Annotated in this window: 22 protein-coding genes and 1 pseudogene; 13 read left to right on the top strand and 10 right to left on the bottom strand. The window is 70.5% G+C overall.

Translation table 11 applies throughout. The features are described 5' to 3' along the window. Nucleotides 1–6 precede the first annotated feature (6 nt). A complete protein-coding gene (locus DI276_RS14460) occupies nt 7–3,504 on the top strand; it encodes an nSTAND1 domain-containing NTPase (RefSeq protein WP_112263861.1) in 3,498 nt (1,165 codons plus the stop codon). A 116-nt stretch (nt 3,505–3,620) separates the two neighbouring features. Here the strand turns inward: DI276_RS14460 and DI276_RS14455 are convergent, their stop codons facing one another. Continuing rightward, nucleotides 3,621–7,085 (bottom strand): nSTAND1 domain-containing NTPase, encoded by a 3,465-nt coding sequence (locus DI276_RS14455; RefSeq protein ID WP_232836659.1) that lies wholly within the window; start codon nt 7,083–7,085, stop codon nt 3,621–3,623. A 42-nt stretch (nt 7,086–7,127) separates the two neighbouring features. Here DI276_RS14455 and DI276_RS14450 point away from each other — a divergent pair, with 42 nt between their 5' ends. Beyond that, a complete protein-coding gene (locus tag DI276_RS14450) occupies nt 7,128–7,565 on the top strand; it encodes a hypothetical protein (protein ID WP_112263860.1) in 438 nt (145 codons plus the stop codon). On the opposite strand, the gene DI276_RS14445 is transcribed toward DI276_RS14450, so the two are convergent. Beyond that, nucleotides 7,537–7,917 (bottom strand): MerR family transcriptional regulator, encoded by a 381-nt coding sequence (locus DI276_RS14445; RefSeq protein WP_112264232.1) that lies wholly within the window; start codon nt 7,915–7,917, stop codon nt 7,537–7,539. The genes DI276_RS14450 and DI276_RS14445 overlap by 29 nt on opposite strands. Before the next feature lie 111 nt (nt 7,918–8,028). Between DI276_RS14445 and DI276_RS14440 the strand changes: the two genes are divergently transcribed. Continuing rightward, nucleotides 8,029–9,054 carry a glycoside hydrolase family 5 protein gene (locus tag DI276_RS14440; protein WP_112263859.1) on the top strand — a complete coding sequence of 342 codons (1,026 nt, stop codon included), beginning with the start codon at nt 8,029–8,031 and terminating at the stop codon, nt 9,052–9,054. Here DI276_RS14440 and DI276_RS14435 read toward each other — a convergent pair. The 4 genes from DI276_RS14435 to DI276_RS14420 are packed head-to-tail and all read right to left on the bottom strand — an operon-like array spanning nt 9,008 to nt 12,714. Next, the gene (locus DI276_RS14435; protein WP_112263858.1) at nt 9,008–10,000 is read right to left on the bottom strand and encodes an acyltransferase family protein; all 993 of its coding nucleotides are present in this window, start codon (nt 9,998–10,000) and stop codon (nt 9,008–9,010) included. The genes DI276_RS14440 and DI276_RS14435 overlap by 47 nt on opposite strands. After that, complete coding sequence (locus DI276_RS14430) at nt 9,997–10,950, bottom strand: D-alanine--D-alanine ligase (RefSeq protein ID WP_112263857.1); 954 nt, start codon at nt 10,948–10,950, stop codon at nt 9,997–9,999. Before DI276_RS14430 ends, DI276_RS14435 begins: the two co-directional genes overlap by 4 nt. A gap of 52 nt (nt 10,951–11,002) precedes the next feature. Continuing rightward, a complete protein-coding gene (gene alr, locus DI276_RS14425) occupies nt 11,003–12,112 on the bottom strand; it encodes an alanine racemase (RefSeq protein ID WP_112263856.1) in 1,110 nt (369 codons plus the stop codon). Then, on the bottom strand, nt 12,097–12,714 hold the full coding sequence (locus DI276_RS14420; RefSeq protein WP_112263855.1) for a M15 family metallopeptidase: 618 nt from the start codon (nt 12,712–12,714) through the stop codon (nt 12,097–12,099). The genes alr and DI276_RS14420 overlap by 16 nt, the downstream gene beginning before the upstream one ends. 146 nt (nt 12,715–12,860) lie before the next feature. On the opposite strand from DI276_RS14420, the gene DI276_RS14415 reads away from it, so the two are divergent. The 4 genes from DI276_RS14415 to DI276_RS14400 all read left to right on the top strand — a co-directional run bounded on the left by DI276_RS14415 (nt 12,861) and on the right by DI276_RS14400 (nt 16,016). Next, entirely contained in the window at nt 12,861–13,655 is a 795-nt protein-coding gene (locus tag DI276_RS14415; protein ID WP_112263854.1) for an MBL fold metallo-hydrolase, read from the top strand. A 21-nt stretch (nt 13,656–13,676) separates the two neighbouring features. Beyond that, on the top strand, nt 13,677–14,528 hold the full coding sequence (locus DI276_RS14410) for an NAD(+)/NADH kinase (RefSeq protein ID WP_112263853.1): 852 nt from the start codon (nt 13,677–13,679) through the stop codon (nt 14,526–14,528). After that, complete coding sequence (locus DI276_RS14405; protein ID WP_112263852.1) at nt 14,525–14,998, top strand: GNAT family N-acetyltransferase; 474 nt, start codon at nt 14,525–14,527, stop codon at nt 14,996–14,998. Before DI276_RS14410 ends, DI276_RS14405 begins: the two co-directional genes overlap by 4 nt. 67 nt (nt 14,999–15,065) lie before the next feature. After that, nucleotides 15,066–16,016, top strand: coding sequence for an alpha/beta fold hydrolase (locus tag DI276_RS14400; protein ID WP_112263851.1), 951 nt, complete (start codon nt 15,066–15,068; stop codon nt 16,014–16,016). On the opposite strand, the gene DI276_RS14395 is transcribed toward DI276_RS14400, so the two are convergent. Then, nucleotides 15,997–17,370: an MFS transporter gene (locus DI276_RS14395; protein WP_332874644.1), complete on the bottom strand. Its 1,374-nt coding sequence runs from the start codon at nt 17,368–17,370 to the stop codon at nt 15,997–15,999. The two genes, DI276_RS14400 and DI276_RS14395, sit on opposite strands and share 20 nt — an antisense overlap. Nucleotides 17,371–17,459: 89 nt before the next feature. Between DI276_RS14395 and DI276_RS14390 the strand changes: the two genes are divergently transcribed. The 4 genes from DI276_RS14390 to DI276_RS14375 are packed head-to-tail and all read left to right on the top strand — an operon-like array spanning nt 17,460 to nt 20,685. Then, on the top strand, nt 17,460–18,662 hold the full coding sequence (locus tag DI276_RS14390) for a cytochrome P450 (RefSeq protein WP_112263850.1): 1,203 nt from the start codon (nt 17,460–17,462) through the stop codon (nt 18,660–18,662). 6 nt (nt 18,663–18,668) lie between these two features. Continuing rightward, entirely contained in the window at nt 18,669–19,328 is a 660-nt protein-coding gene (locus DI276_RS14385; RefSeq protein WP_112263849.1) for a TetR/AcrR family transcriptional regulator, read from the top strand. 14 nt (nt 19,329–19,342) lie between these two features. Beyond that, on the top strand, nt 19,343–19,540 hold the full coding sequence (locus DI276_RS14380; RefSeq protein WP_112263848.1) for a ferredoxin: 198 nt from the start codon (nt 19,343–19,345) through the stop codon (nt 19,538–19,540). Then, nucleotides 19,537–20,685 (top strand): NAD(P)/FAD-dependent oxidoreductase, encoded by a 1,149-nt coding sequence (locus DI276_RS14375; protein WP_112263847.1) that lies wholly within the window; start codon nt 19,537–19,539, stop codon nt 20,683–20,685. Before DI276_RS14380 ends, DI276_RS14375 begins: the two co-directional genes overlap by 4 nt. Here the strand turns inward: DI276_RS14375 and DI276_RS14370 are convergent. The 3 genes and pseudogenes from DI276_RS14370 to DI276_RS53385 all read right to left on the bottom strand — a co-directional run. Beyond that, nucleotides 20,633–21,625, bottom strand: coding sequence for a PucR family transcriptional regulator (locus tag DI276_RS14370; protein WP_112263846.1), 993 nt, complete (start codon nt 21,623–21,625; stop codon nt 20,633–20,635). The genes DI276_RS14375 and DI276_RS14370 overlap by 53 nt on opposite strands. Nucleotides 21,626–21,677: 52 nt before the next feature. After that, nucleotides 21,678–21,914, bottom strand: coding sequence for a hypothetical protein (locus tag DI276_RS51995; protein ID WP_232836658.1), 237 nt, complete (start codon nt 21,912–21,914; stop codon nt 21,678–21,680). A gap of 21 nt (nt 21,915–21,935) precedes the next feature. Further along, nucleotides 21,936–22,205 (bottom strand): annotated as a pseudogene (locus DI276_RS53385) (hypothetical protein); the annotation flags it as partial. 191 nt (nt 22,206–22,396) lie between these two features. Here DI276_RS53385 and DI276_RS14360 point away from each other — a divergent pair. Next, nucleotides 22,397–23,344, top strand: a complete 948-nt coding sequence (locus DI276_RS14360) for an alpha/beta hydrolase (RefSeq protein ID WP_112263845.1) — start codon at nt 22,397–22,399, stop codon at nt 23,342–23,344. 45 nt (nt 23,345–23,389) lie between these two features. Continuing rightward, nucleotides 23,390–24,412: a LacI family DNA-binding transcriptional regulator gene (locus DI276_RS14355; RefSeq protein WP_112264230.1), complete on the top strand. Its 1,023-nt coding sequence runs from the start codon at nt 23,390–23,392 to the stop codon at nt 24,410–24,412. Nucleotides 24,413–24,615 lie beyond the last annotated feature (203 nt).

Here is a 24,615-nt window from a genome sequence, read left to right as displayed (position 1 = left end):
GGGGAGATGCCACGCAAGGAACGGCCGCTCGACGACGGCGACACCGCGGTGCTCAGTTTCGCGCGCGAGCTCAGGTCGTTGCGGGAGCGGGCGGGCATGCCCACCTACCGCCGGCTGAGCTCGCTCACGCACTACTCGGAGGCGGCGCTGTCGCAGGCCGCCGGCGGGCGCAAGCTGCCGACGCTGCAGGTCACGCTCGCCTACGTCCGGGCGTGCGGCGGCTCGGAGGAGGAGTGGGAACGCCGTTGGTACGCCACGGCCGCCGACGAGCCGCAGCCGGAACCGGACACCACCTCGCCCTACCGAGGCCTCGCCGCCTTCCAGCAGGAGGACGCGGACCGGTTCTTCGGCCGCGCCCAGCTCGTCGACGAACTGGAGGAGCAGGTCGGCGAGCACCGCGTCGTCCTGGTCGTCGGCGCGTCCGGCGCGGGCAAGTCGTCGCTGCTCAGGGCCGGTCTGATGCCACGACTGGGCGACCGGGCCGTGCTCATCACCCCAGGCCGGCAGCCGCTCGACGAGTGCGCCAAAGCGACCGCCGGCACCGTTCTCGTCGTCGACCAGTTCGAGGAGATCTTCACGCTCTGCGAGAACCGCGAGATCCGACGGAAGTTCGTCGAGCAGATCACCGAGCATCGCGTCGTGCTCGGCGTGCGAGCGGACTTCTACGGCCACTGCACGGACTTCCCCGCACTGGTCAAAGCCATGGGCACGGCACAGGTCACCGTCGGCCCGATGACCACCGACGAGCTGCGCGCCGCGATCATCCAGCCCGCGCGCACGACCGGTCACGCCGTCGAGACCGCCCTGGTCGCCGAACTGGTCGCGAACTGCGTCGAACAGGCTGGCGCGCTGCCGTTGCTCTCGCACGCCCTGCTGGAGACCTGGCACCGCCGCAAGGGAAACACCCTGACGCTGCAAGGCTTCCGCGCCGCCGGCGGGTTCGAGGGCGCGCTGACCCGCACGGCCGAGTCGGCGTTCCAGAGCCTCACCCCGGCGCAGCAGGACCTGGCCAAGTCGCTGTTCATCCGGCTCACCGCGGTCGGGGAGAACACCGAGGACACCAAACGCCGCATCTGCCGCAGCGAACTGGACGACGAGCCGGACACCGCGCTGGTCCTCGAAGCGCTGACGGCCCACCGGTTGATCACGGTCGACCAGGACCGCGTCGAGATCACCCACGAGGCCTTGATCCGCTGCTGGCCCCGGCTGAAGGAGTGGCTGGCGGCCGACCGCGACGGCCTGCGCGCCCACCGCGACCTGGCCGAGGCCGCCGCCGTCTGGGAGTCGCTCGACCGCGATCCCGGCTCGCTCATCCGCGGCGCCCGGCTCGCGTCGTTCCGCTCGTGGCTCGACCGGCCCGCACACCCGTTGAGCGCCCGCGAACGCGACTTCCTCACCGCCAGCCTCACAGCGGAGACAGCCGGCCGAAGACGCCTGCAGCTCCTCGTCGGCCTGCTGACCGTGCTGCTGATCGCCACCACCGGAGTCAGCATCGCCGCACTCCGAGCCACTTCAGAAGCGACCGAGCAACGCAACAACGCGCTCTCGCAGAAGGTCGCCCAGGACGCCGAACGGCTGCACAGCGCCGATCCCGCGCTGGCCGCCCAGCTCGCGCTCGCCGCCTACCGGCTCGCCCCCACGCAGGACGCCCGCAGCGCGCTGCTCAGCTCCTTCACCCCGGCCTACGCCACCAAGCTGACCGCGCACCGCGACAACGTCAACGCGGTCGCGCACTCGCCGCGAAGACAGCTGCTCGCCAGCTCCAGCCGGGACCGGACGGTCAGGCTGACCGACGTCGCCGACCCGCACCATCCGCGCGAGGTCGCCACGCTCTCCGGCCACACGGACAACGTCGCGCACGTCGCGTTCAGCTCCGACGGCACGATGCTCGCCACCGCCGCGTGGGACCGCACGGCGCGTTTGTGGGACACGACCACCGGCAACCTTCTGGCCACGCTCAACCACGCCGACCGGGTCAACGCCGTGGCGTTCAGCGGCGACAGCCACGTCCTGGCCACCGCGAGCAGCGACAAGACCGTCCGGCTCTGGGACCTCACCACACCCGAGCCACGCCGGACCGCGGCCTTCCCCCACCCCGGCGCCGTCATCTCGCTCGCGTTCAGCCCGACCTCCCCGCATCTCGCCGCCGGTACCTGGGACGGCACCGCACGCCTGTGGGACCTGGCCGGCACCCACCGCGACCTGCCGGGCAAGGGCCCGGTGCACGCCGTCGCCGTCAGCCAGGACGGCAAGCAGATCGCGACCAGCAACGACCGCACCGTGCAGGTCTGGCCGGTGGAAGGCGGCGAACCCCGCGTCCTGTCGGGCCACTCCGACACCGTCCGCGGCCTCGCGTTCAGCCCCGACGGCCGCCTGGCCAGCACCGGCGTCGACCGCACGGTCCGCATCTGGGACCAGGGCGATCCGCTCGTGCTCGCCGGCCACACCGCCGCGGTCGTGGGAGCGACGTTCCTCGGCACCGCGCTGGCGACCGCGAGCGACGACCACACGGTCCGGCTCTGGGACCTGCCCGGCAACCTCCTCCAGGCCCACAGCGACTCCGTGTACTCAGTGGCGACGCACGGCTCGCTCATCGCCACCGGAAGCTACGACCGCACAGTCAAGCTCTGGCAGGACGGGAAGCTACTCACCGTCCTAAATGGACCAAACGATGCCGTCAACACCGTCCGCTTCTCCCCCGACGGCAAGACCCTCCTGGCCGCCAGCGCCGACCACCGCGTGCACCGCTGGCGGATCACCGGCCGGCCTGAGCCGCTGCCGGCCCTGGAAGGCCACTCCGACGCCGTCAACACCCTGGCCGTCAGCCCGGACGGCGAGCTCATCGCCACCGGCAGCACCGACCGCACCATCGTGGTGTGGGACGCGCGAACCGGAACCTCGCTCGGCACCCTGCCCGGCCACGCCGACTCGGTCGAAGCACTCGCGTTCAGCCCCGACAGCCGCCTGCTGGCCAGTGGATCGGGCGACTTCAGCGTCCGGATCTGGGACGTCGCCGGGCGCAAAGTGGTCTCGCACCTCACCGGCCAGAGCCATGCCGTGAAGTCGGTGGCGTTCAGCCCGGACGGCAAAGAGCTCGCCACTGGCAGCACCGACTTCGCCGTCCGCCTCTGGGACGTCGCCACCGGCACCCGCACGGCCGAGCTCACCGGCCACACCGACACCGTGCACGCCGTCGCGTTCTCCCCCGACGGCCGGACCCTCGCCAGCGCCGCCGCCGACCACGACGTGCGGCTCTGGCGACTGGCCGACCGCACCCCGCTCGCCACGCTGTCCGACCACGCCGAACGGGTCTACGCGCTGGCGTTCACCCCCGACGGCAACGCCCTGCTGAGCGCGAGCGGCGACCGCACGGTCCGGCGTTGGGAGGCCGACGAAGAACACGCCTCCCAACGCATCTGCGCGGCGGCCTCCCCACCGCTCACCCAGGACCACTGGACCCGCTACCTACCCGACGTCGACCACACCCCCATCTGCTCGAACTGACTGGTCAGGACGACCGCGGCAAACCCACCTCACTGGTTCTCATGCCGACCTGTCTAGCCGCCAGGAGATCTTCACGTTCGAGGTCAGCGCGTTGAACAACAAACGTTGAACAGCCGTCACGGGCAGGGCGGCTGGAACTCCACGCCCGGCAGGTAGCGGTCCCACTCCGCGCGGGTCAGCCGCGGCTGGGCAAGCCGGCAGATCCGCCTCGCCACCTGGTCCGGGTCGGTCGTCCACAGCCGCGTCGTCCGGTCCATGCCCGCGCTCACCAGCTCGCCGCCGTCCGGCCGGAACGCCACCGACCAGACGGTGTTGGTGTGACCGGTGAGGGTCGCGTCGAGGCGCGGGGCGCGCGGGTCGGCGACGTTCCACAACCGGATCGCCATGTCCGCGCCCGCCGTGGCGAGCGAGCGGCCGTCCGGGCTGAACGCCATCGCGTAGACGCTCTCGGTGCCGCCGACGAACCACGCCAGCTCGGTGCCGGCGCTGTCCCACAGCTTGAAGGTCAGGTCCGGTCCGGCGGTGGCGACCAGGCCGCCCGGACCGAACGCGATCGCCTCCGCTTCGGCCGGCAGCGTGACCCGGTCGCGGTAGCCCGCGCGCCAGACGGAGATCCGGCGATCGGGTTCCATGGTCGTGAGCCGGCCGTCCGTGCTGAACGACAGGACCTCGGTGATGCCGTCCGGCGCGGGATGCGTGGCCTTGACGGTGGCGCCGGCGACGTCCCACTCCCGCCAGACGCGGTCGCGGCCCGCGCTGTGCAACGTGCGGCCGTCCACGCTGAAGATCAGCGCGTCGATCTCGCCCGTGTCGGCGGCCAGCGCGATCGGCGGGCGGCTCGAGTCGGTCAGGTCCCACACGAGGATGCGCGGCTCCTCGCCCGCCGTGGCGAGCAGGCGGTTGTCGGGACTGAACGCCACCACGTTCACGCTGCCGACGTGCCCGGGAAAAATCGCCGCGCTGCGCATGTTCTGGACGTCCCACACCAGCGTGGTCGTCTCCTTGCCCGTCGCGGTGGTGACGAGCTTGCCGTCTGGGGAGAACCCCGCCTGGTAGGCGAACCCGGTGTGGCCGGTGAACGACAGCTCGGCCATGTTCTCGACGCGCACGGTCCGGTCGCGGCTGGTCGTGACGAGCTTGCGGCCGTCGGGGCTGAACGCGAGCGCCAGCACGTCGCCGGTGTGGCCGGGGACGGCGGCGATCTCGGTCGGCTTGTCGCGCACGTCCCACAGCCGGACGCCCCGGTTGACGCCACCGGTGACGAGCGTGCCGTCGTGACCGAACGCCAGCGCGTTGACCGCGCCCGCGTCGAGACTCGCGATCTTCGTCGAGCCGCGCCACAGGATCGTGGTGCGGTCGGCGTCGGCGGAGGCCATGATCCCGTCCGGGCCGAACGCCAGCGCGACGGTGTCTCCGGTGTGGCCGGTGAGCACGGCGGTCTGGGCGCCGTCCTTCCACAATCTGACCGTGTTGTCCCAGCTGGCGGTCGCGAGCGTGTCGTCCGGCCCGAACGCGACGGCCGCCACGACGTCGGTGTGGCCGTCGAGGGTCGCCGTGAGCGTGCCGGTCTCGGCGTCCCACAGGCGGACCTTGCCGTCGTAGCCACCGGTGGCGATGGTGCGGCCGTACTTGCTGAACGCGACCGCCTCGACCTGAGCGGGATGTGGCAGGACGGTGACCTTGCTGAGGTCGTGCAGCCGTCGGAGACGCACGGTCTTGTCCGCGCCCGCGGTGGCGAGCAGGCCGTTCTGGCTGAACGCCACCGCCCTGACCGCGCCGGTGTGGTCGCTGATCACGGCCTTCTCGTACGGCTGCTCGGCCATCGCCCAGAGGCGCACCGTGCGGTCGTGCGCGCCGGTGGCGAGCATCGTGCCGTCGGGACTGAACGCCGCTGCGGCCACCGCATCGGTGTGACCGGTGAGTCTCGCCGCGTACGGGGTGGCGAACGAGCTGAGCAGGTGGTTCCGCGTGTCGGTGCTGGGCGCGAGCCGGTGCGCGGCCAGTCCCAGCTGCAACGACAGCGCGGGGTTGGCGTCGCGCAGGGCGTTGGCGTCCCCGAGCACCTTCCTCACCAACGCCAGATCGCGTTGGTCGGCGGCAGACCGTTGCGCGCGCATGGCGATGACGACGGCCGTGGTAGTGAGGAGGAGCAGCACGGTCAGGACGGCGACGAGTTGGCGCATCCTCCGGCCACGGCGCGTTTGGGCGTCACGGCCCGCCTTGAGGAACGCGCGCTCGCGGGCAGTGAGCGCGTCGTCGTTCTTCGCGGCCCAGTCGAGGGCGGCGTCGAGCCGGGTGCCGCGGTAGAGCGTGCTCGGGTCGTGCTTCAGCTCGTCCCACTCGCCGGTGGCCTCGGTGAGCGCGCGGTGCACGCGCAGCCCGTCGCGGTCCTCGGTCAGCCACTCCTTGAGCCGCGGCCAGCAGCGGATCAACGCCTCGTGGGTGATCTCGACGTCGTCGCGGTCGAGCATGAGCAGGCGGGCTTTGGCCAGTTCCTCCAGCACCTTGCCGGCGTCGTCGTCGAGCTCGCGGCGGCTGATCCGGCGTTTGGTGTCGTCGGTGTGCGTGCCGAGCGCGGTGAGCCGGAGGAAGATCTGCTTGGCGATCCGCTGCTGGGCCGGGTTCAGCGCGGTGTAGGCGTTCTCGGCACTGACCGCGACGGCGTCGTGAATACCGCCCGCCTCCTCGTAGCCGGTCAGCGTGAGCTTCGTGCCGCGCCTCCTTCGCCACGTCTCGAGCATCGCGTGCGACACGAGCGGCAACGCGCCCGGCTGGCCGTTCGCGTCGGCGATCACCCGCGTGATCAGCGCGGTCTCCACGATCAGCCCGGACCTGGCGGCCGGCCGGGTGATCGCGGCGTGCAGCTCCTCCGCGGTCATCGCACCGACCATGACCTGGCCGTCCTTGAGCGCCTCGACGAGCTCGGGGTGCCGCGCGCAGTGGGCGTAGAAATCGGCTCGCACCCCGATGACGACCTTGGCCGTGTGCGCGGTCAGTGCCCTGATGAACTCGATCCGCTCGGTCTCCTCGCACAGCGTGAAGACCTCCTCGAACTGGTCGACCACGATGACGTCGGCGTCCTGGAGCTGCGGGTGCTCACCCGGGGTGATCAGCACGGCATTGCCGAGGTGCGGGATCAGGCCTGCTCTGAGCAACGACGACTTGCCCGCGCCAGACGCCCCGAAAACACCGGTGAACTGTCGCTTGTGGACGGTCGCCCGCAGTTCCGCGACGAGCTTCTCCCGGCCGAAGAACAGGTCCGCGTCATCCGGTTGGAACGGGGCGAGGCCGACGTAGGGCGGGTTCTCCTCCTCGTCCGGGATCTTGGCGAGCTCTTCCCACCTGGCGCGCCACTCGTCCGGGTCGCCGCCGCACGCCGTGACGTACGCGAGAGTCACCGCGAGAGTGGGGAGCTCGCGTCCGGCGGCGGCTTCGGACAACGTGGTGACGCTGTAGTGCGCGAGCTTGCTGAGGTCGCGGTAGGTGGGGCTGCCCGCCGTCTGCCGCAGCCGGCGCAGGTCCGCCGCGAACCTGATCAGCGGGCTGTCCTCCGGGCCCAGCGGCCGTTCTCGTCTCGGCACATCGGCAGCCTATTCAGGTCTGCCGCAGGTAGGGTCCGCCAGGTGAAGAGCTGTCAGGTCTACGCGCGGCGCGGCCAGCTGTTCGTGGTCGCCCAGGCCAGGGTCGGCAACGGGCTGTGGATCTCCTGGCCGCCGTTCACCAAGGTGCCGCAGGACTCGCCGGAGATCGGGCCGCTCGTCCTCGCCACCCTGGACCAGACCGCGTACGACATCCCGGCGCCGAACTTCCGCACGGATCCCGCGCCCATCACGCCGGTTCTCCAGCTCGCCGGGGTGAAGTCGTGGGGCACGTTCGTCAAGGGGACCGACCTCGTCGGGGTCGAGCTCGACGGCGAGCAGCTCTCGCTCCTGCCCATGGTGAACAGGGGCGCCAAAGAGGGCTTCGACTACCCGGCACCCGAACAGGTCGTGCGCACCACGGACCTGGACCCCGCCACGATCGGGCGGCTGATCAAGGATCTCTTCGCAGCGCCCGCTTGAAGTCCGGGCACTCCACCAACGGCTCGTGCGTGCACGTCGACGCGTGGTCCAAGCTGTCCCGCATGCGCTGCAACCGCGCGATGTCCTCGTCCAGCACCGCGACCTTGTCGGCCATCCTCGCCCGCACCGCGGCATCGCCCGGCATCGCGGTGAGGAACCGGCTGATCTCCGCGATCGAGAACCCCGCCCGCCGCGCACAGTTGATCAGCTCCAGCCGGTGCACCACCTCGGGTTCGTAGGTGCGACGCAGCCCGTTGCGGCCGCTCGACTCGAGCAGCCCCTTCTTCTCGTAGAACCGCAGAGCCGACGGCGCCAGTCCCGTCTGCTCGGCCACTTCGGCGATGTCCAGCACGCCGTCGAGGCTAATCCCGATCTTGACGTTCTTCGAACAAACCTCGAACCACGCCCGGTTCTGGGTCCGGCAACGTACCGCCCCGAACGTTTCCACGAGAGGGGTAGGGGCATGAAACTGAGACGGGTGGTCTTAGGTCTGTCGATCGCTGCGGTGCTGCTGGCAGGCGGCGTCCCGGCTTCGGCGACCGCACCGGCACGTCTCTCGGTGGCGGGCGCGAACGTCGTGGATCCGGCGGGGAACCCGATCGTGCTGCGGGGGTACAACTGGGGACATTGGGGCACGGTCCAGCCGAAGGATCCCGGAGCGCACGTGGCGGCGGGCGCAAACTCGGTGCGGATCCCGTTGCGCTGGTGGGGTGAGTGGAAGGACGACGTCGACAGCCGCGACACCGACCCGGACAACCTCAGCCACATCAAGCCCGGTCACCTGGAGCTGCTCAACCAGACCATCGAGCAGGCGAGCGCCGCGGGCATGTGGATCACGCTGTTCGTCGACTCCGACTACGGCCAGGGCGCGGGCGGCAACACGAACAACTTCTGGACCAACCCCGAGATGAAGCAGCAGTTCAAGGAGGTCTGGCAGTTCCTCGTCCGGAAGTACAAGTACACGCCGTACATGGGCGCGTTCGAGATCCTTCCTGAGCCCAAGCCGTTCGGGAAGACCGACGCAGAGGTGCGGGAGTTCTACGAGGAGATGGCCCTCGCGATCCGCGAGATCGACCGCCGCACGCCGGTCGTGATGGGGCCTAACAACAACTACGCCTGCAGCAGCCTCGACGGCGCCTACAGCACGATCGACCCGAAGATCATCTACACCTGCAACTACTTCATCTTCGACAACCCGCTCAACCGGATCGGGCAGATCACCGACTTCCGCCGCGATCACAACGTGCCGGTGTGGATCAACCAGGTCGGTATCGAAGGCTGCGACACCGACACAGTTGCCCTGGGGAAGGCCGACAAGGTTCTGGACGCCTTCGAGAAGAACAGCATCGGCTGGGCGTGGTGGACCTATCGCCTCAACGGCACCAACCCGTGCACGCACGGCATCTTCCACCTCGACCCGAGCGAGCCCGACGGCTGGAAGCTCAAGAAGAACTGGCGGAACTTGGTGAACGGCTACCTCGTCGCATGACCGGTTCCTCCACGTAACGCCAGCTGAGCGCCGCCGCCACGACCGTCAGGACCGCCGCGACCGGTCCGGCGGCGGCGCCCAGTTCCGGCCGCAGCCACAACGTCAGCGGGTAGTTCCACAGGTAGGCGCCGTAGGAGAGCACGCCCAGCGCCACCAGCGGACGGATCGGCGTCGCCACCTCCTCCCACTTCGACCACGCGAGCAGCAGCACCGCCGTGCAGCCCGCGATCGCCGGGCCCGCCACCAGGTACGTCAACACGTGACCGCGCAACGGAACCACGGACAGCACCGCCAGCCCGGTCAGGGCAACAGGAACGGCCCAACGCGGGACAGACTTCCCCTTGAGTCGCACCGCAGCACCGATCACGAAGCACACGAACCACGACGTCGGCAGGGCGTAGGCGTTGTCGGCGTTCGGCCACAACCAGATCAGCGTCGCCGTGCACGCCGCGATCGCCGCCAGCGCAGTGGCCGCCAGTGCCGCGCCCGTCCGGTTGCGCACCCACGCGAACGCCAGCAACGCGGGCCACAGCAGGTAGAACTGCTCCTCGGTCGCGAGCGTCCAGCTGTGGAACGCCGCCGGGCTGACCCCGCTGATCGGCAGGTTGCCCGTGAACGTCACCAGCACGATCGCCGTCTTGAGCAGCTTGTCGCGCTCCCCCAACGGGTCGAACACGAGCGTGACCACGGCGAACACCACGGTCAGCGCGAGCAACGCCGGCAACAGCCTGCGCGCCCGGCGCAGGTAGAACCGCTTGAAGTCGACGCGCCCCTTGGCCTGCAGCTCGCGGCTGAGCACGCCGGTGATCAGGTACCCGCTCAACGTGAAGAACACGACCACGCCGACCACACCGGCACCGGGGAACACCTCAGGGAACGCGTGCCGCAGCATCACCAGCAGAATGGCGATGCCGCGCAAGACGTCCAGCCCGGCAATCCGCTTCACCGCATCGCTCCCCGGACGAGCTTGTCCAGCAGGTCCGCATAGGACAGTCCGGCGCTCGCGAACATCTTGGGCACCTGCGACTCCGCGGTCATGCCCGGCATGGTGTTGACCTCGTTGAGCACCAGCCCGTCGGCGGTCAGGAAGAAGTCGACCCGCGCCAGCCCACGGCACCCCAACGCCTCGTAGACGCGCAGCGCCGCGTCCTCCAGCGCCTTCAGCTCGGTGTCGGCCAACGGCGCCGGGATCACGAACCTGGCGCTGCCGTCGTACTTCACGGTGGTGTCGAACAGCCCCGGCACCTGGATCTCCAGCGGCGGCCCGGTCCTGCGGCCCTCGTCCGGGTCGTCGAGCACGGCGATGTCGATCTCCCGGCCCGTCAGCACCTCCTCGACGAGCACCCGGTCGTCGAGCTCCAGCGCCTGGCGGACCGCGGGTTCGAGGTCGGCCTCGTGCTCGACGAGCCGCACGCCGAAGCTCGACCCCGCCGCCACCGGCTTCACCACGACCGGACCGGTGAAGTCCACAGTGGACGGATCGGTCACCAGCCTGCCCCGCGCGGTGCGGACCCCGACCGCCTCCGCGACCAGCTTGGTGGCCCACTTGTCCATCGCGAGCGCACCGGCCCGCAGCGGCGACCCCACGTACGGCACGCCGGCCAGCTCGCACAGCCCGGCCAGCGTGCCGTCCTCCCCCAACGGCCCGTGCACCAACGGCAGCACGACGTCGCAGCCGGCGATCACGTCCAGCGCGGCGGCGAGACTGCCGGACGCCGGCGTGTCGAGCACCTGCCCGTCCGTCCCGTGCCACCTGCCGTCCCGGCCGATGGTCAGCGAGACGGCCTCGTACCTGGCCGGGTCGAGCGCCGCCCGCACCGAAGCCGCCGACGCGACCGACACGTCGTGCTCGCAGTTCTGTCCGCCGCCGATGACGGCGACCCTGATTCCCCTCAACGCCGCACCCCGGAAACGCTAGTTTTGGTCAACACTGAAGCAATGGAGATAATCAACGAACGCACCGTCGCACCCGCGTCCCGATGCCCGTCACGATCTCGTGCGGGATCGTGCCCGCCCACCGAGCCCAGTCCCCGACCGTCGGCTCACCCTCGTCCCCCGGCCCGAACACCAGGGCCTCGTCGCCCGGCAGCACCGGGTCGTCCCCGACGTCGACCACGACCTGGTCCATCGAGATCACCCCGACGACCGGCCTGCGACGTCCGCCGACGAACACCTCAGCGCGCCCGGAAGCCGTGCGCGGCAAGCCATCCGCATAACCGACCGGCAGCAGCGCCAACGTGGTCGCGCGCTCGGTCACGTGCGAATGTCCATAACCGACCCCGGTGCCCGTCTCCACCCGCCGCACCTGGACCACTGGCGCGGTGAGCCGCAACGCGGACCGCAGCCGGGTGGTCCCGGAGGGGTCGATCCCCACCAACCCCGCGCCGATCCGGACCACGTCCAGATGGGTGCCGGGATCCGTCAACGCCGCACTCGTGGCGGCCAAATGCCTTGTGGACGGCCGCAATCCGGCCTGTCGCGCCATTTCGACGCCGCGCAGCAACGCCCGTGTCCCGATCTCGTTCAGCCCGGGCGTGTCGGCGCACGGCAGATGTCCCATCACCCCGACGACCGAGACCCTGCCGGCCAGTTCCGCACGGCGAGCCGCGGACATCAACGCCAGCCACGAGTCCGGCGAGGCGCCGTCGCGGGCCATCCCGGTGTCGAGCTGCAGGTGCACCCGGACCGGTCCGGCCTGCTCGATCACCGCGAGGTGGTGCAGGCTCGGCACGCCGAGGTCGATCCCGTACCTGGCCGCGACGCGCGCGTCCACGTCCACCGGGTTGAGCCAGCTGAGCACCGGAGTGTCCACACCGGACTCGCGCACCGCCACCGCCTCGGCCAGCGACGTGACGCCGATCCACGTCGCACCGGCGGCGACCGCCGTCCTGGCGACGTCTCCGAGCCCGTGCCCGAAGCCGTCCGCCTTCACCACGGCCATGACCTCGCCGCGCGCCAGTTCCACGAACCGCCGCGTGTTGGCCGCCACAGCCGAGAGGTCCACGGACAACGAAGGTTCGGCCGACGCCTGGCGGATGCTCGTCACGAGCGCGCCCACGCAGGCACCTCCACCGGTCCGTAGAGGGCGTGGTCGGCCCCGGTCAGCAAGGCCCAGTACCGATCGCCGTACGACCAGTGCCACCACTCGGTCGGATAGTTGACCAGTCCGGCGCCGCTCAACGCGTCCGCCAGGATCGTCCGGTTGCGCCGCGCCTCCGCGTCCACCTCGGCGTTGAAGAAGCACGCGCCGGCGCTCTGCTCCGGCGTGGCGTCGACCACCGTGCCCATCCACAGCTCGTCGCCCCACGAGTCGACCAGCGTCAGATCGACGGCCGCGCCCGCGACGTGCGGCGCGACGGCGAGCGGTGCGACGAAGCGGCTCGACAACCGGTTCAGCTCGACCGCGTCGGCGTCCGGGTGGAGCTCCCGCAACTCGTCGGTGTACTGCTCGATGATCGCAGCCTGGTTCGCGATGCTGCGGTGTCCCTCGATCACTTTCAGGTCCACATCGGACGGCAGCGCGTTGCGGGCGTCCACGAGCCGCAGCGCGAGCCCCTGCCTGACCAGCACGTCAGGCGCGAATATCAGTGGTACCAACGGATCACCGTTGTCGAGCGCGCGAACGGCGCGCACGACCGGATCTGCCAGCAGGATGGTCATGTGCCCAACCTAGGAACGCGCCGAGCGCCCGGACTCCCCCTCAAGGCCACCCCGAAGCGCCGAACGGCCGGTTCGGCACAGCCTGCATCAGCCATTCGGCCGAGGGGGTTGACTTGAACCGCGCTTCAAGTCGCACCCTCGTCCCCATGAAGATCCACCACCTGAACTGCGGTTCCATGCGCCGGCTCGATCCCACCTGCGAAGGTCTGCCGAACGCGGCCGCCGTCAACCACTGTCTGCTGGGGCAAACCGAAAGCGGGCTCGTCCTCGTGGAGACCGGTCTCGGTCTCGACAACGTCCGCGACCCCGCCGGCACCCTCGGCGCCGACTGGGTGGAGATGGCCGCTCCCGTCCTCGACGAGGGCGAAACCGCCGTCCGTCAGATCGAACGGCTCGGCTTCTCGGCGGCCGACGTCGAGCACGTCGTCGTCACGCACCTCGACGTGGACCACTGTGGAGGGTTGCCGGACTTCCCGCACGCCACGGTCCACGTGCTGGGTGCCGAACTCCGCGCGGCCACGTCGGAGGCACCGAGCTTCCGCTACCGACCGGCCCACTGGGCGCACGGTCCACAGTGGCGCACCTACGAGTCCACGAACGACCAGTGGTTCGGCTTCGACGCGATTCAACCCGTCGGGCTCCCCGACGAGATCAAGCTCGTCCCGCTGGGCGGCCACACCGACGGACACACCGGCATCGCGGTGCACGACGGATCCCGCTGGCTGCTGCACTGCGGCGACGCCTACTACTACCACCGCGAACTTGACTCCGAGCCCGAACCGCACCCCGTCCTCGACATCGTGCAGACACGCTCCGAGGTCGACCACGGCAAGCGCGTCACCACGCAGGACCGCCTCCGCACCCTCGCCCGCGACCACTCCGCCGAGGTCACGCTCTTCAGCGCACACGACCCGTGGGAATTCGGCAGACTGGCTTCGTGACCCGACTGAGGAACAGCTGACGTGCACGCCGCCGGCCTGGTGCTGCACCCGCAACGCGACTCCGCCGACGCCGTCGCCGCCGTGCTCGGCTGGGCGACCAACCGCGGTGTCGAGATCCTCGGCATCTCCGACGAGATCCAGCGACTCCGCTGCGAGGCCACCCCGGTCTCGGCGGAGGAGCTGGGCCGCCGCGCCGACCTGGTGGTGAGCCTCGGCGGCGACGGCACGATGCTGCGCGCCATGCGCCTGGCCGACGGCGAGCGCGCCCCGGTCCTCGGCGTCAACCTCGGCAAGCTCGGCTTCCTGGCCGAGGTCGACGTCCCGGACCTGCCCGCGGCGTTGAGCGCCATCGACGCCCACGACTTCACCGTCGAACCGCGGCTCGCCGTCGACGCGGAGTTCAACGGCGGCAAGGTCACGGCGTTCAACGACGTCGCCGTCGTCCGCATCCCCGGCGAGGGCAGCGCGCGGGTGGCGGTCAGGGTCGCCGGTCAGCCGTTCGTCAGCTACGCGGCGGACGCGGTCATCGTCGCCACCCCGACCGGATCCACCGCGTACAGCTTCAGCGCGGGCGGGCCGATCACCAGCCCGTCCGTCGAAGCGCTGCTGGTCACCCCGGCCGCGCCGCACTCCGCGTACAGCCGCGGCGTGGTGCTGTCGGTCGACGACGACGTGGAGCTCGACCTGCTGCCGTCGAGCGGCCGGCTCGCGGTCGAGGTGGACGGCATCGTCGCGGGCTACGTCGAGCCGGGCGAACGGGTGTCGTTGCGCGGCCGGCCCGGCGCCGCCCGCGTCGTCCGCCTGGGGATGACCACGTTCTACCAACGGGCGCGGCGCAAGCTGCAGCTCACGGACTCGGCGGAGCTGACGTGAAACTGCGCGAGTGGACCGTTGAAGACGCCGCCTGGTACGCGGAAGCCACCAGGGACCCCGAGGTCCAGCGCTACACCGCCGACCCGCCCACGATCACCGCGGCACAGGTGGCGGCAGCCATCGAAGCACGCCGCGACCACCCGGCCGCCAAGTCGTTCTGCATCGAGGACGCCGGCGAACGCTGCGGCAACGTCGCGGTCGACGTCGAGGACGGCATCGGCCACGTGTCCTATCTGGTCGCGGCGCCCGCACGCGGACGAGGGCTCGCCACCAAGGCGCTCACCGAGTTCGTGGCCTGGATCGTCGCCCACCACGACGTCACCGAGCTGAGGTTGTGGGCCCACCGCGACAACGTCGGCTCCCGCAAGGTGGCCGAACGCGCCGGGTTCGTCCGCGACGAAGCACGCGACCAGGACCGCGAGATCAAAGGCGCGGTCTGGCCGACCGTGGCGTACCGGCTCGTTCCCTGATCTCCAGCCGTGCTCAAGCGCCGCTTGCTCGGATGTCGGCGCCGAGTTACGGACGGGGGCGAGGGACATGGAGCTGAACAGACGCAAGGTGTTCGCGCTGGGTGCGGGCGCCGCGCTCGCCGCGAGCACGGGGGCGCCGGCAGCGGCAGCGGACGCCGCGAAGTTCGAGGAGGCCGGTCTTCCCGGTTTCCGGCACAACTACGCCAGGGTGAACGGGGTACGGCTGCACTACGTCACCGGCGGCGAGGGCGAGCCGCTCGTCCTGTTGCCCGGCTGGCCGCAGACCTGGTGGCTGTACCGCAAGATCATGCCCGCGCTGGCCACGAGGTTCCGGCTCATCGCGGTGGATCTGCGCGGTCAGGGCGGCTCGGAGAAGCCGCAGGGCGGGTTCGACAAGAAGACGATGGCGACCGACATCCACGAGCTCGTCCGCAAGCTCGGGTACGACCAGGTCAACGTCGTCGGGCACGACCTGGGCAGCATGGCGGCGTTCGCCTTCGCGGCCAACTTCCCCGGCGCGACGAAGAAGGTCGCGTTCATGGACGTGTTGCATCCCGACGAGAGCTTCTACCAGATCCCACTGCTGCCGCGGCCGGGTGGGTTCAGCCTGTGGTGGTTCGCGTTCAACCAGGTCCAGACGCTGCCGGAGCAGCTGCTGGCCGGACGGTTCCGGTACCTGATCGACTGGCTGTTCGCCAACACCGCGTTCAACCCCGCGGCGATCGACGAACGCTCCAGGGAGATCTACGCGCGGGCGTACAACTCGCCGGACGCCATCCGGGCGAGCAACGGCTGGTACCAGGCGTTCCACCAGGACATCGCGGACGGCAAGACGTACGGCAAGCTCGCCGCGCCGGTGCTGGGGCTCGCTTCCGTCTCCTCCTACGACCAGTTCGTGGCGGCCCTGCCGAACCTCGCGAACCGGTTCGAGGTCGTGCGCGTCGACGGGTCCGGCCACTGGCTCGCCGAGGAGCAGCCGGACGTCGTGGCCCGCGAGCTCATGCGGTTTTTCGGCTGACCCGCGGGATGAACGCCGCGATCGCGACTGCCAGCAGCGCGGTCGCGGCGCCCAGGCCCATGATCAGCCGGAAGCTGAGCGGGATCGTCACCTGCGTGAGCACGACGCCGGCGACCGCGCTGGAGATCGACGTGCCGATCGCGCGCATCAACGTGTTGAGGCTGTTGGCAGCGGCCGTTTCGGACGCCGGCACCGCACCCATGATCAGGGCGGGCATCGCACCGTAGGCCAGGCCGATGCCGGCCCCGATGGTGGCCGACACGACGACCAGCTGCCACACCGCGGACATCAGGAAAACGCCTGTGCCGTAACCGAAAGCCACGACCAGCGCGCCCAGCATCAGGGTGGTACGAGGGCCACGTGCGTTGGAGATCCGCGCCGACACCGGTGCCATCGCCATCATCACCAGTCCGGACGGCACCAGCACGAGACCGGTGACGAGCAGCGACTGACCGAGCCCGTGGCCGGTCGCCTTCGGCAGCTGCAGGATCTGCGGCAGCACCAACGACTGCGCGAACATGGCGAACGCGAACACCGCTGAGGCGACGTTGGTCAGCAGCACCTGACGACGGGCCGTGGTGCGCAGGTCGACCAGCGGCTGCGACGACCGCAGTTCCCACCAGCCCCACAGCAGCAACACGACCGCCGCCGTCACGAACAGCCCGGTGACCGTCCCCGCGCTCCACGAAGACGCCTTGGAAACGCCGAGCAGCAGGCAGATCAGCGCGACCGAGAGCCCGAACGCGCCGGGGAGGTCGAACCGGCCACCACTGCGGACCGGGGACTCCGGCACGACGACCAGCACCGAGACCAGCACGATCGCGCCGGCGGCCGCCGAGGTCCAGAACAGCAGGTGCCAGTCGCTCTGCTCGGCCAGGAACGCCGCCGCGGGCAGGCCCAGCGCTCCCCCGACGCCCAGCGAGGCGCTCATCAGCGCGGTCGCCGAAGCCAGCCGTTCGACGGGCAGTTCGTCGCGCATGATGCTGATGCCGAGCGGGATCACGCCCACCGCAAGGCCCTGCACCACGCGCCCGACGATCATCGGCAGCAGCGAGTGGCTGAGCGCGGCGATCACCGAGCCGGCGATCAGCATGACCAGGCTGACCAGCAGCATGCGGCGCTTGCCGTACATGTCGCCCAGCCGGCCGACGACGGGCGTGGCGACCGCGCTGGCCAGCAGCGTCGACGTGACCACCCACGCGGTGTCGGCCGGCGACGAGCCCAGGAGCTGCGGAAATCGCGGCAGGAGCGGGATCACCAGCGTCTGCATCAGCGAGACGGTGATGCCGCCCATCGCCAGCACGGCCACGACCACGTTCGGGCGCGTCACCGGACGCGTTTGTTCGAGGAGCACGTCGTCAGTCTAAGTCAGTCACTTGACTTAAATGAACCCCGTCGGCATGGTGGAAAAAGAGACGCCTCCCACCACGAAGGAAGTCCCGAATGTCCGAAGTAGACGAACTGCCGCGTTTTCCGTTCGAGTCCGACGCCGCGCTCGAACCCCCTGCCGAGTGGGCTGAGCTGCGGTCGAAATGCCCGGTGGCACACGTGAAACTCGCCAGTGGCGACCAGGCCGCGCTGCTCACCAGGCACGCGGACGTCAAGCAGATCCTGTCCGACCCGCGGTTCACCAGGCCCACGCCCGCGGACGACGCCGCTCGGATCTCGGACAGCGAGGAAGGCGGCATCTTCAACAGCGACATGGCCGAGGTGATCCCCCAGCACGGCGAGGCGCACCTGACGTGGCGGCGCGGCATCGGCAAGTGGTTCACCGCCAAGCGCATGAACGCGTTGCGGCCGGGGATCGCGGCGATGACCGAACAGCTGATCGACGAGATGGTCGCCAAGGGCGTGCCCGCGGATCTCAAGGCCTCGCTCGGTTTCCCGCTGCCCGTCTGGGTCATCTGCGACATGCTCGGCGTGCCCGACGCCGACCGGGACCGGTTCGCGCACTGGTCGGACACGATGCTGAGCATGACCCGCTTCAGCGCGGCCGAGATGAAGGCGGCCGAGCAGGAGTTCGGCATGTACATGGCCGGCCACATCGCGTTGAAGCGCGCGAACCCGGGCGATGACCTGCTCAGCGCGTTGATCACCGACCCGGAGCCGATGTCCGACGTGACGCTGATCGCCACCGGCATCGGACTGCTGATCGCGGGCCACGAGACCACCGCGAACATGATCACGAAGATGGTCGCGATGCTGCTCTCCGACCGCACCCGCTGGGAGTCGCTGCTCGCCGACCCTTCGCTGGTGCGCACCGCCGTCGAGGAGGCGCTTCGCCTCGACGCCAACGCGGGTGTCGGCATGGCCCGGTACCTGACCGAGGACGTCGAGATCGCCGGCACCGTGCTGCCGCGCGGCACGACGGCGATGTGCAGCATGGCCGCGGCGAACCGGGACGAGGAGGCGTTCGCCCGCGCCGCCGAGATGGACCTGGGCCGCACGCCCAACCAGCACCTGGCGTTCGGTGCCGGCGCCCACGCCTGCCTGGGCCAGCCGCTCGCGCGCACGGAGCTGCAGGTGGTGCTCGAGGTGCTGTTGCGCAAGCTCCCGTCGCTGGACCTGGCGGTTCCGGTGCAAGATCTACGCCGAGTCGAGGGGCTCGTCGTGGGCGGGCTCGTGGAACTACCGGTGCGATGGTGAGCTGACATGAACAAGGTCGACGACAACCCGTCACGGGCGGAGCGGGCGCACGCCACCCGCGAGCTGATCCTGACCGCGGCCGAGCGCCTGTTCGCCGAGCACGGGGTGTTGGCTGTCTCGAACCGGCAGGTCAGCGAGGCCGCCGGGCAGGGCAACAACACGGCCGTCGGCTATCACTTCGGCACCAAGGCCGACCTCGTGCGCGCCATCGCCCGCAAGCACCTCGCGCAGATCGAGGAGCGCCGGCAGCAGCTGCTCGCGGCGATCGGCGACAGCACGGACGTCCGCGACTGGCTGTCCTGCCTGGTGCAGCCGGTCACGGACCACCTCGCGGAGGTGGGCAGCCCGACCTGGTTCGCGCGGTTCGGCGCGCAGGTCATGACCGATCCGACGCTGCGGCCGATCATCGTCGAGGAGACGCACTCGTCGCCGTCGATGGTGCGGGTGCTGGCGGGCCTCGGCGTCTGCCTGCAGCACCTCCCGGACGACGTGCGGGCCGAACGGTTCGACATGTCGAGGCAGCTGCTCGTGCACATGATCGCCGAACGCGAGCGCGCCCTCGCCGATGGCACCCCGACCCCGCGAGCCAGCTGGCACGACGCCGCGACCGGCCTGGTCGACGCGCTCGTCGGCCTGTGGCTCGCGCCGGTCACCAACGACTCTTGAGAAGGACTCTTTTCGTGAAGATCACCGTGGACCAGGACAAGTGCTGCGGCGCCGGAACGTGCGTGCTGCTCGCGCCGGACGTGTTCGACCAGCGCGATGAAGACGGCATCGTGGTGCTGCTGGACTCCTCGCCGCCGGCTGCCCTGCACTCGCTCGTCGACGAGGCCGCGAGCGTCTGCCCCGCCGCCGCCATCACCGTGAGCTCGTCGTGACGCTCGTCGTCGGCGCCTCCGCCGCCGGTCTCGCCACCGCCGAGGCGTTGCGCCGCAAGGGTTACACCGGTCCGCTGACAATTCTGGGTTCCGAGCCGCACCTGCCGTACGACCGGCCGCCACTGTCCAAACAGGTCTTGTCGGGCAGCTGGGCACCGGACCGGGTCGCGCTGCGGTCGGCGGACGCGCTCGCGGCGTTGGACGTCGACTTCGTGCTCGGCGATCCGGCCGTGCACCTCGATGTGGTGGAACGGGCGGTGCACACGGCATCCGGCCGCGTGCTCAAAGCCGACAACATCGTGCTGGCGACCGGGTTGCGGCCGCGCACGTTGCCCGGACAGCCCACGCTCCGGACTCTCGACGACGCATTGGCGCTGAGAGAACGGTTTTCGCAGGCCTCACGGGCGGTCGTGGTCGGCGACGGCGTGCTCGGCGCCGAGATCGCGGCGACCGCGCGTCAGCTGGGCGTGCCGGTCACCCTCGCCGGTCCGCAACAGGCCCCGATGGCGCTGCAGCTCGGGCCTCTCGTGGCCGCGCAACTCGCGTCGCTGCACACGTCTTCTGGCGTCGAGCTTCGGCTCGGTGCGGCGGTCACGAGCGTCTCCGAGGACGGTGTGCTGCTGGAAACCGGCGAGGTGCTGCCCGCGGACCTCGTCGTGGTCGCGTTCGGTTCCGCACCGGCGACCTCCTGGCTGGAGGACAGCGGTCTCGTTCTCGGCGACGGCATCGTCTGCGACTCGCGCTGCCGTGCCGCCGAGGGCATCTACGCCGCCGGTGACGTCGCCCGCTGGCACCACGAAACGCTCGGCCGGCTGGTGCGGCTGGAGAACCGGACCAACGCCACCGAGATGGGCATCGCGGTGGCGGGGAACATCCTCGGCGCGGACGAGCCCTACGTGCCGGTGCCGTACTTCTGGACCGACCAGTTCGACGCGAAGATCCACGTCCACGGCTTCGTCGGCCCGGAAGTGTCCGTTGTGGAGGGCAGCCTGGCCGAACGTCGTTTCGTGGTGCGGTATCACCGCGACGGCGAGCTGACCGGCGTGCTGGGCTGGAACATGCCCAAGCAGGCCCGCCTGCACCGCCAGGACATCAGCCTGCGTTGTCGCGCAACCGTCGCAACATCAACGCCAGGTGCAGCCTGAACCGTCCGGATGCCGAGTCGAGCTCGAACCCGAGCATCGACTCGGCCCGGGCCAGCCGTGCGGTCATCGTGCTGTGGTGGCGGTGCAACGCGGCCGCAGCCTGGCGAACCGACCCGGTGGCACACAACGCTTCGAGCGTGATGATCAGGTCAGGATCAGCGTTGTCCAGTGCTTTGACGTCGGGCAGCGCGGCGATGTCGGAGTGGTCCAGCTGCTCGGCGAGGTGAGCGAGGCTGCCGAGCTTCTCCCACCACACCACCGGCTCACCGTCCGATGTGTACCGCAACGCCGTCCGCGCGGCCTGCCAGGACCTGGCGGCCTCGATCGCGGGCAGGGCGGGGCCGACGCCGAGGCGGCCGCCGGCGGGATCAGCCACCGGATCTTCCGTCACCAGCACCGCCCGCACGTCACCGAGCACCACCGACCGCCCGGCCACCTCCCCCGTGGCCGCCAGCACCCGCAGCGGCGCCGTGACACCGATGCCGAGCAGGTGCAGGGCGCGAGATCGTTCCGCGGTGCCAATGTTTTCGGAGAGGACCAGCTCGACGAGCGCGGGATCGCCCAGCTCCGGCAGCGGCACGCTGGAGTGCTCGAGCAGCACGGCGGCGGCAATCGCGAACCGCTCCAGCAGCATGTCGTCCAACGGCGCGGGCTTGCCCTCGCGCGCGACCCAGACCTGCACGCCCCCTTCCAACGTCCGAACCGCCGCCTTGGCGGGCACAGAGCCCGTCGTGACAGCACCCCCGACATCGGCCCGCAGCGCGAGCCCCTGCCCCGGCGCGTGCAAGCCGACCGGGCACCCGGCAAGCTCGGCCGTGGTGCGCACCAGCGTGTCGAGACCCGCGCGCTCCGTGATGAGGCGATCGAAGAAACCGATCACCCGCACCGCGTTCTCGGCATCGGCGTCGAGAGCGGACAACCTGAGCAGCAGGCCTCGCATCCGGCCACCATAACCGTTACCTGAAATGTGAGTGAATATGAGTTCACGGTCTTCAGGTAGCCGTCGCCTTGTGGCGGCGGCGTTGGCCCGCACCGGGTGGTGCGGGTCTTCCCGTGGCGGTACCCGCTGCCCACGCGGTGTGGGTCTGACATGGGTTTCCATCGGGCGTGTTCAGCATCCCGGCGCAACTCGCCGCGGACGTGCCGCCCGCCGTTTCGCCGACGCCGGCGATCTGGCGGGCCAGGCGGCGGTTGCGCAGCATGCCGGACACGTTGAGGTCTTCCAGCACGATCGTGCCGAACCCGCGGACCAGTCGGGTGGTGAGCTTGTGCAGCCCGTCCCGGCGTGCGTTCGCGACCCGCGCGTGCAGCCGCGCAATTGCGGGCCTGGGTCTTACGCCACCGGTTCGACGGTGCCCGGCCGCATCGCCTGTCCGGGCCGCAGCGGCGTGACGCCTGACGCTGTAGTCGGCGCAACTCCCGCAACGCGATGTCGAGATGCCTTGGGTTGGCGATGACCTCCCCAGTGGACAGCACCGACCGCAGAGCCAGCTGCTGCCCCACGCTCGGATCGAGCGCAAACCGGTACGCCTGGATCACCGTGACCATCTCGCCGTCACGGTAGCGGGCGACACTGACAGTCCCCGCCACGCGGCCAACTCAGCACCACGCCCCACCCGACATCACGCCCCGCCACCTGGCTGCCCCCACAGCACAATTGCCCGCCACCTGTCGGCTGCCCCAACGACCGTCCCGAGCCGAGGATCGCCACATGAGCTACGCCATCGACCCCGAGCTGGTCCCCTGGCTCGACATGCTGCCCAAGGTCGCCCTCACCGACTACGAGAGCCTCGTAGCCGCGCGAAACCAGCGGTCCGAGCTGAACCACCTCATGCCGACCTACGAGCCGACCAACCCCATCGACGTCCGCGACACCACGGTGCCCGGCCCGTCCGACGCCCCGGACGTGCCGGTCCGCATCTACACCCCGGCGAACCGGACGGAAGCGCTGCCGGGCCTGGTCTACATCCACGGCGGCGGGTTCGTGCTCGGCGACCTCGACATGTTCCACGCGCACGTGCTGAAGCTGGCCGACGAGCTCGGCATCGTCATCGTGTCGGTGGACTACCGGCTGGCGCCCGAGCACCCGTTCCCCGCGCCGGTCGAGGACTGCTACGCCGCGCTGCAGTGGGTGGCGGCCAAGGCCGACGAGCTCGGCATCGACCCCAAGCGGATCGGCATCGGTGGCGAGAGCGCGGGCGGCGGACTCAGCGCCGGCACCGCGCTGCTGGCCCGTGACCGCGGCGGGCCCGAGCTCTGCTTCCAGTACCTCGGCATCCCCGAGCTCGACGACCGCCTCGACACGGAGTCGATGCGCGACTACGTCGACACGCCGCTGTGGCACCGTCCCAACGCGATCTACAGCTGGACGAGCTACCTCGGTGCCGACGCTGGGGACGACGTCTCGCCGTACGCCGCGCCCTCCCGCGCCACCGACCTGAAAGGTCTGCCGCCCGCGTTCGTGACGACGTGCCAGTACGACCCGCTGCGCGACGAGGGCATCGAGTACGCCCGCCGCCTCGCGCACGCCGGCGTGCCGACCGAGCTGCGCCACTACCCCGGGACGTTCCACGGGTCCGGGTTCGTGGAGAGCGCGGCCATCACGAAGCGGATGTTCGCCGACGAGGTGGAGGCGCTGCGCCGCGGCCTGCGGGTCTGAGCGCGCTCCCACAGGTTCGCACGGTTTCGAACTACGATGCACGGCATGACGGAGATCGACCGGCCACGACGTCCCGGCCCGCGGATCGAGGAGGTCGCCCGGCTGGCCGGGGTGTCGAAGTCGACGGTCTCCAGGGTGATCAACGATGAGCAGTACGTGAGCGCCAAAGCGCGCGAAGCGGTGCACACGGCGATCACCCGCCTGCGGTACAGCCCGAACCACGCTGCCCGTTCGCTCGCGGGCAGCAAGGCGAACGCCATCGCGCTGATCGTCTCCGAACAGGGCAGCCGGGTGCTCGGCGACCCGTTCTTCGCCGGGGTGCTGCGCGGGGTGCACGCCGAGCTCGCCGGGCGGCGCATCCAGCTGCTGCTCATGCTCAGCCGGCCGGAGGACCACGACGACCTCCTCGCCTACCTCGCGGGCGGTCACGTCGACGGGGCGCTGCTGGTGAGCCTGCACGGCGACGACCCGCTGCCCAACCGGCTGCACGAGGTCGGCATGCCGGTCGTCGTCGGCGGCCGCCCGCTCGGCACCGCCCCCGTCCCGTTCGTCGACTCGGACAACTTCACCGGCGGCCTGGACGCGGCGCGGCACCTCGTCTCACTCGGCCGGCAGAAGATCGCGACCGTCGCCGGGCCGCGCGACATGGCCGTGGGCATCGACCGCCTCAGCGGCTGGCGGCGGGGGCTCGGCGAGGCGAAGCTCGCCACCGACCTCGTGGCGGAGGCCGACTTCACGCCGGAGAGCGGCGCCCGCGCGATGACCGAGCTGCTCGACCGCGCGCCCGACATCGACGCCGTGTTCGTCGCCGCCGACATCATCGCGCTCGGCGCGTTGCAGGTGCTGCACGCCCGCGGCCGCCGGGTGCCGGAGGACGTCGCGGTCGTCGGGTTCGACGACTCGCTGCTCGCCTCCACGGCCACTCCGCCGCTCACCACGGTCCGGCAGGACGTCGAGCAGCTCGGCCGCACGATGACCTGGCGGCTGCTGGGCGAGCTCGCTGGGGAGGACGGCCTTCCGCCGTCGTTGCTGCTGCCGACCTCTCTCGTGCGCCGCGCGAGCGCGTAACGCACCCGCTAACACACGCAGAGTTAACGCGCGCGCCACAGTTCCGGGAGCGCTCCCAATTTGCCCAACTGTGACCTAGTCCACGAACGACGAGGTCACCCCACTCGTCAACACCGAAACTACCTGATCCGGGCCGAAGTGTGTCTTGACACACATTCGACACCAAGGCGACACTCCTCGGCATCTGGGAGCGCTCCCAGAAC

It is taken from the genome of Lentzea terrae (assembly GCF_003265345.1).
GTDB classification, from domain to species: domain Bacteria; phylum Actinomycetota; class Actinomycetes; order Mycobacteriales; family Pseudonocardiaceae; genus Lentzea; species Lentzea terrae.
The sequence above is the reverse complement of the archived record's forward strand: the minus strand, read 5'-3'. Positions and strand labels throughout refer to the sequence as shown.

What these genes read in the sequence shown, in the direction of transcription:
- DI276_RS14460 (WP_112263861.1), top strand. Translation starts at nt 7, where the DNA reads ATGCCACGCAAGGAACGGCCGCTCGACGACGGCGACACCGCGGTGCTC.
- DI276_RS14440 (WP_112263859.1), top strand. Translation starts at nt 8,029, where the DNA reads ATGAAACTGAGACGGGTGGTCTTAGGTCTGTCGATCGCTGCGGTGCTG.
- DI276_RS14420 (WP_112263855.1), bottom strand. Translation starts at nt 12,714, where the DNA reads ATGACCATCCTGCTGGCAGATCCGGTCGTGCGCGCCGTTCGCGCGCTC.
- DI276_RS14415 (WP_112263854.1), top strand. Translation starts at nt 12,861, where the DNA reads ATGAAGATCCACCACCTGAACTGCGGTTCCATGCGCCGGCTCGATCCC.
- DI276_RS14400 (WP_112263851.1), top strand. Translation starts at nt 15,066, where the DNA reads ATGGAGCTGAACAGACGCAAGGTGTTCGCGCTGGGTGCGGGCGCCGCG.
- DI276_RS14390 (WP_112263850.1), top strand. Translation starts at nt 17,460, where the DNA reads ATGTCCGAAGTAGACGAACTGCCGCGTTTTCCGTTCGAGTCCGACGCC.
- DI276_RS14385 (WP_112263849.1), top strand. Translation starts at nt 18,669, where the DNA reads ATGAACAAGGTCGACGACAACCCGTCACGGGCGGAGCGGGCGCACGCC.
- DI276_RS14370 (WP_112263846.1), bottom strand. Translation starts at nt 21,625, where the DNA reads ATGCGAGGCCTGCTGCTCAGGTTGTCCGCTCTCGACGCCGATGCCGAG.
- DI276_RS14360 (WP_112263845.1), top strand. Translation starts at nt 22,397, where the DNA reads ATGAGCTACGCCATCGACCCCGAGCTGGTCCCCTGGCTCGACATGCTG.
- DI276_RS14355 (WP_112264230.1), top strand. Translation starts at nt 23,390, where the DNA reads ATGACGGAGATCGACCGGCCACGACGTCCCGGCCCGCGGATCGAGGAG.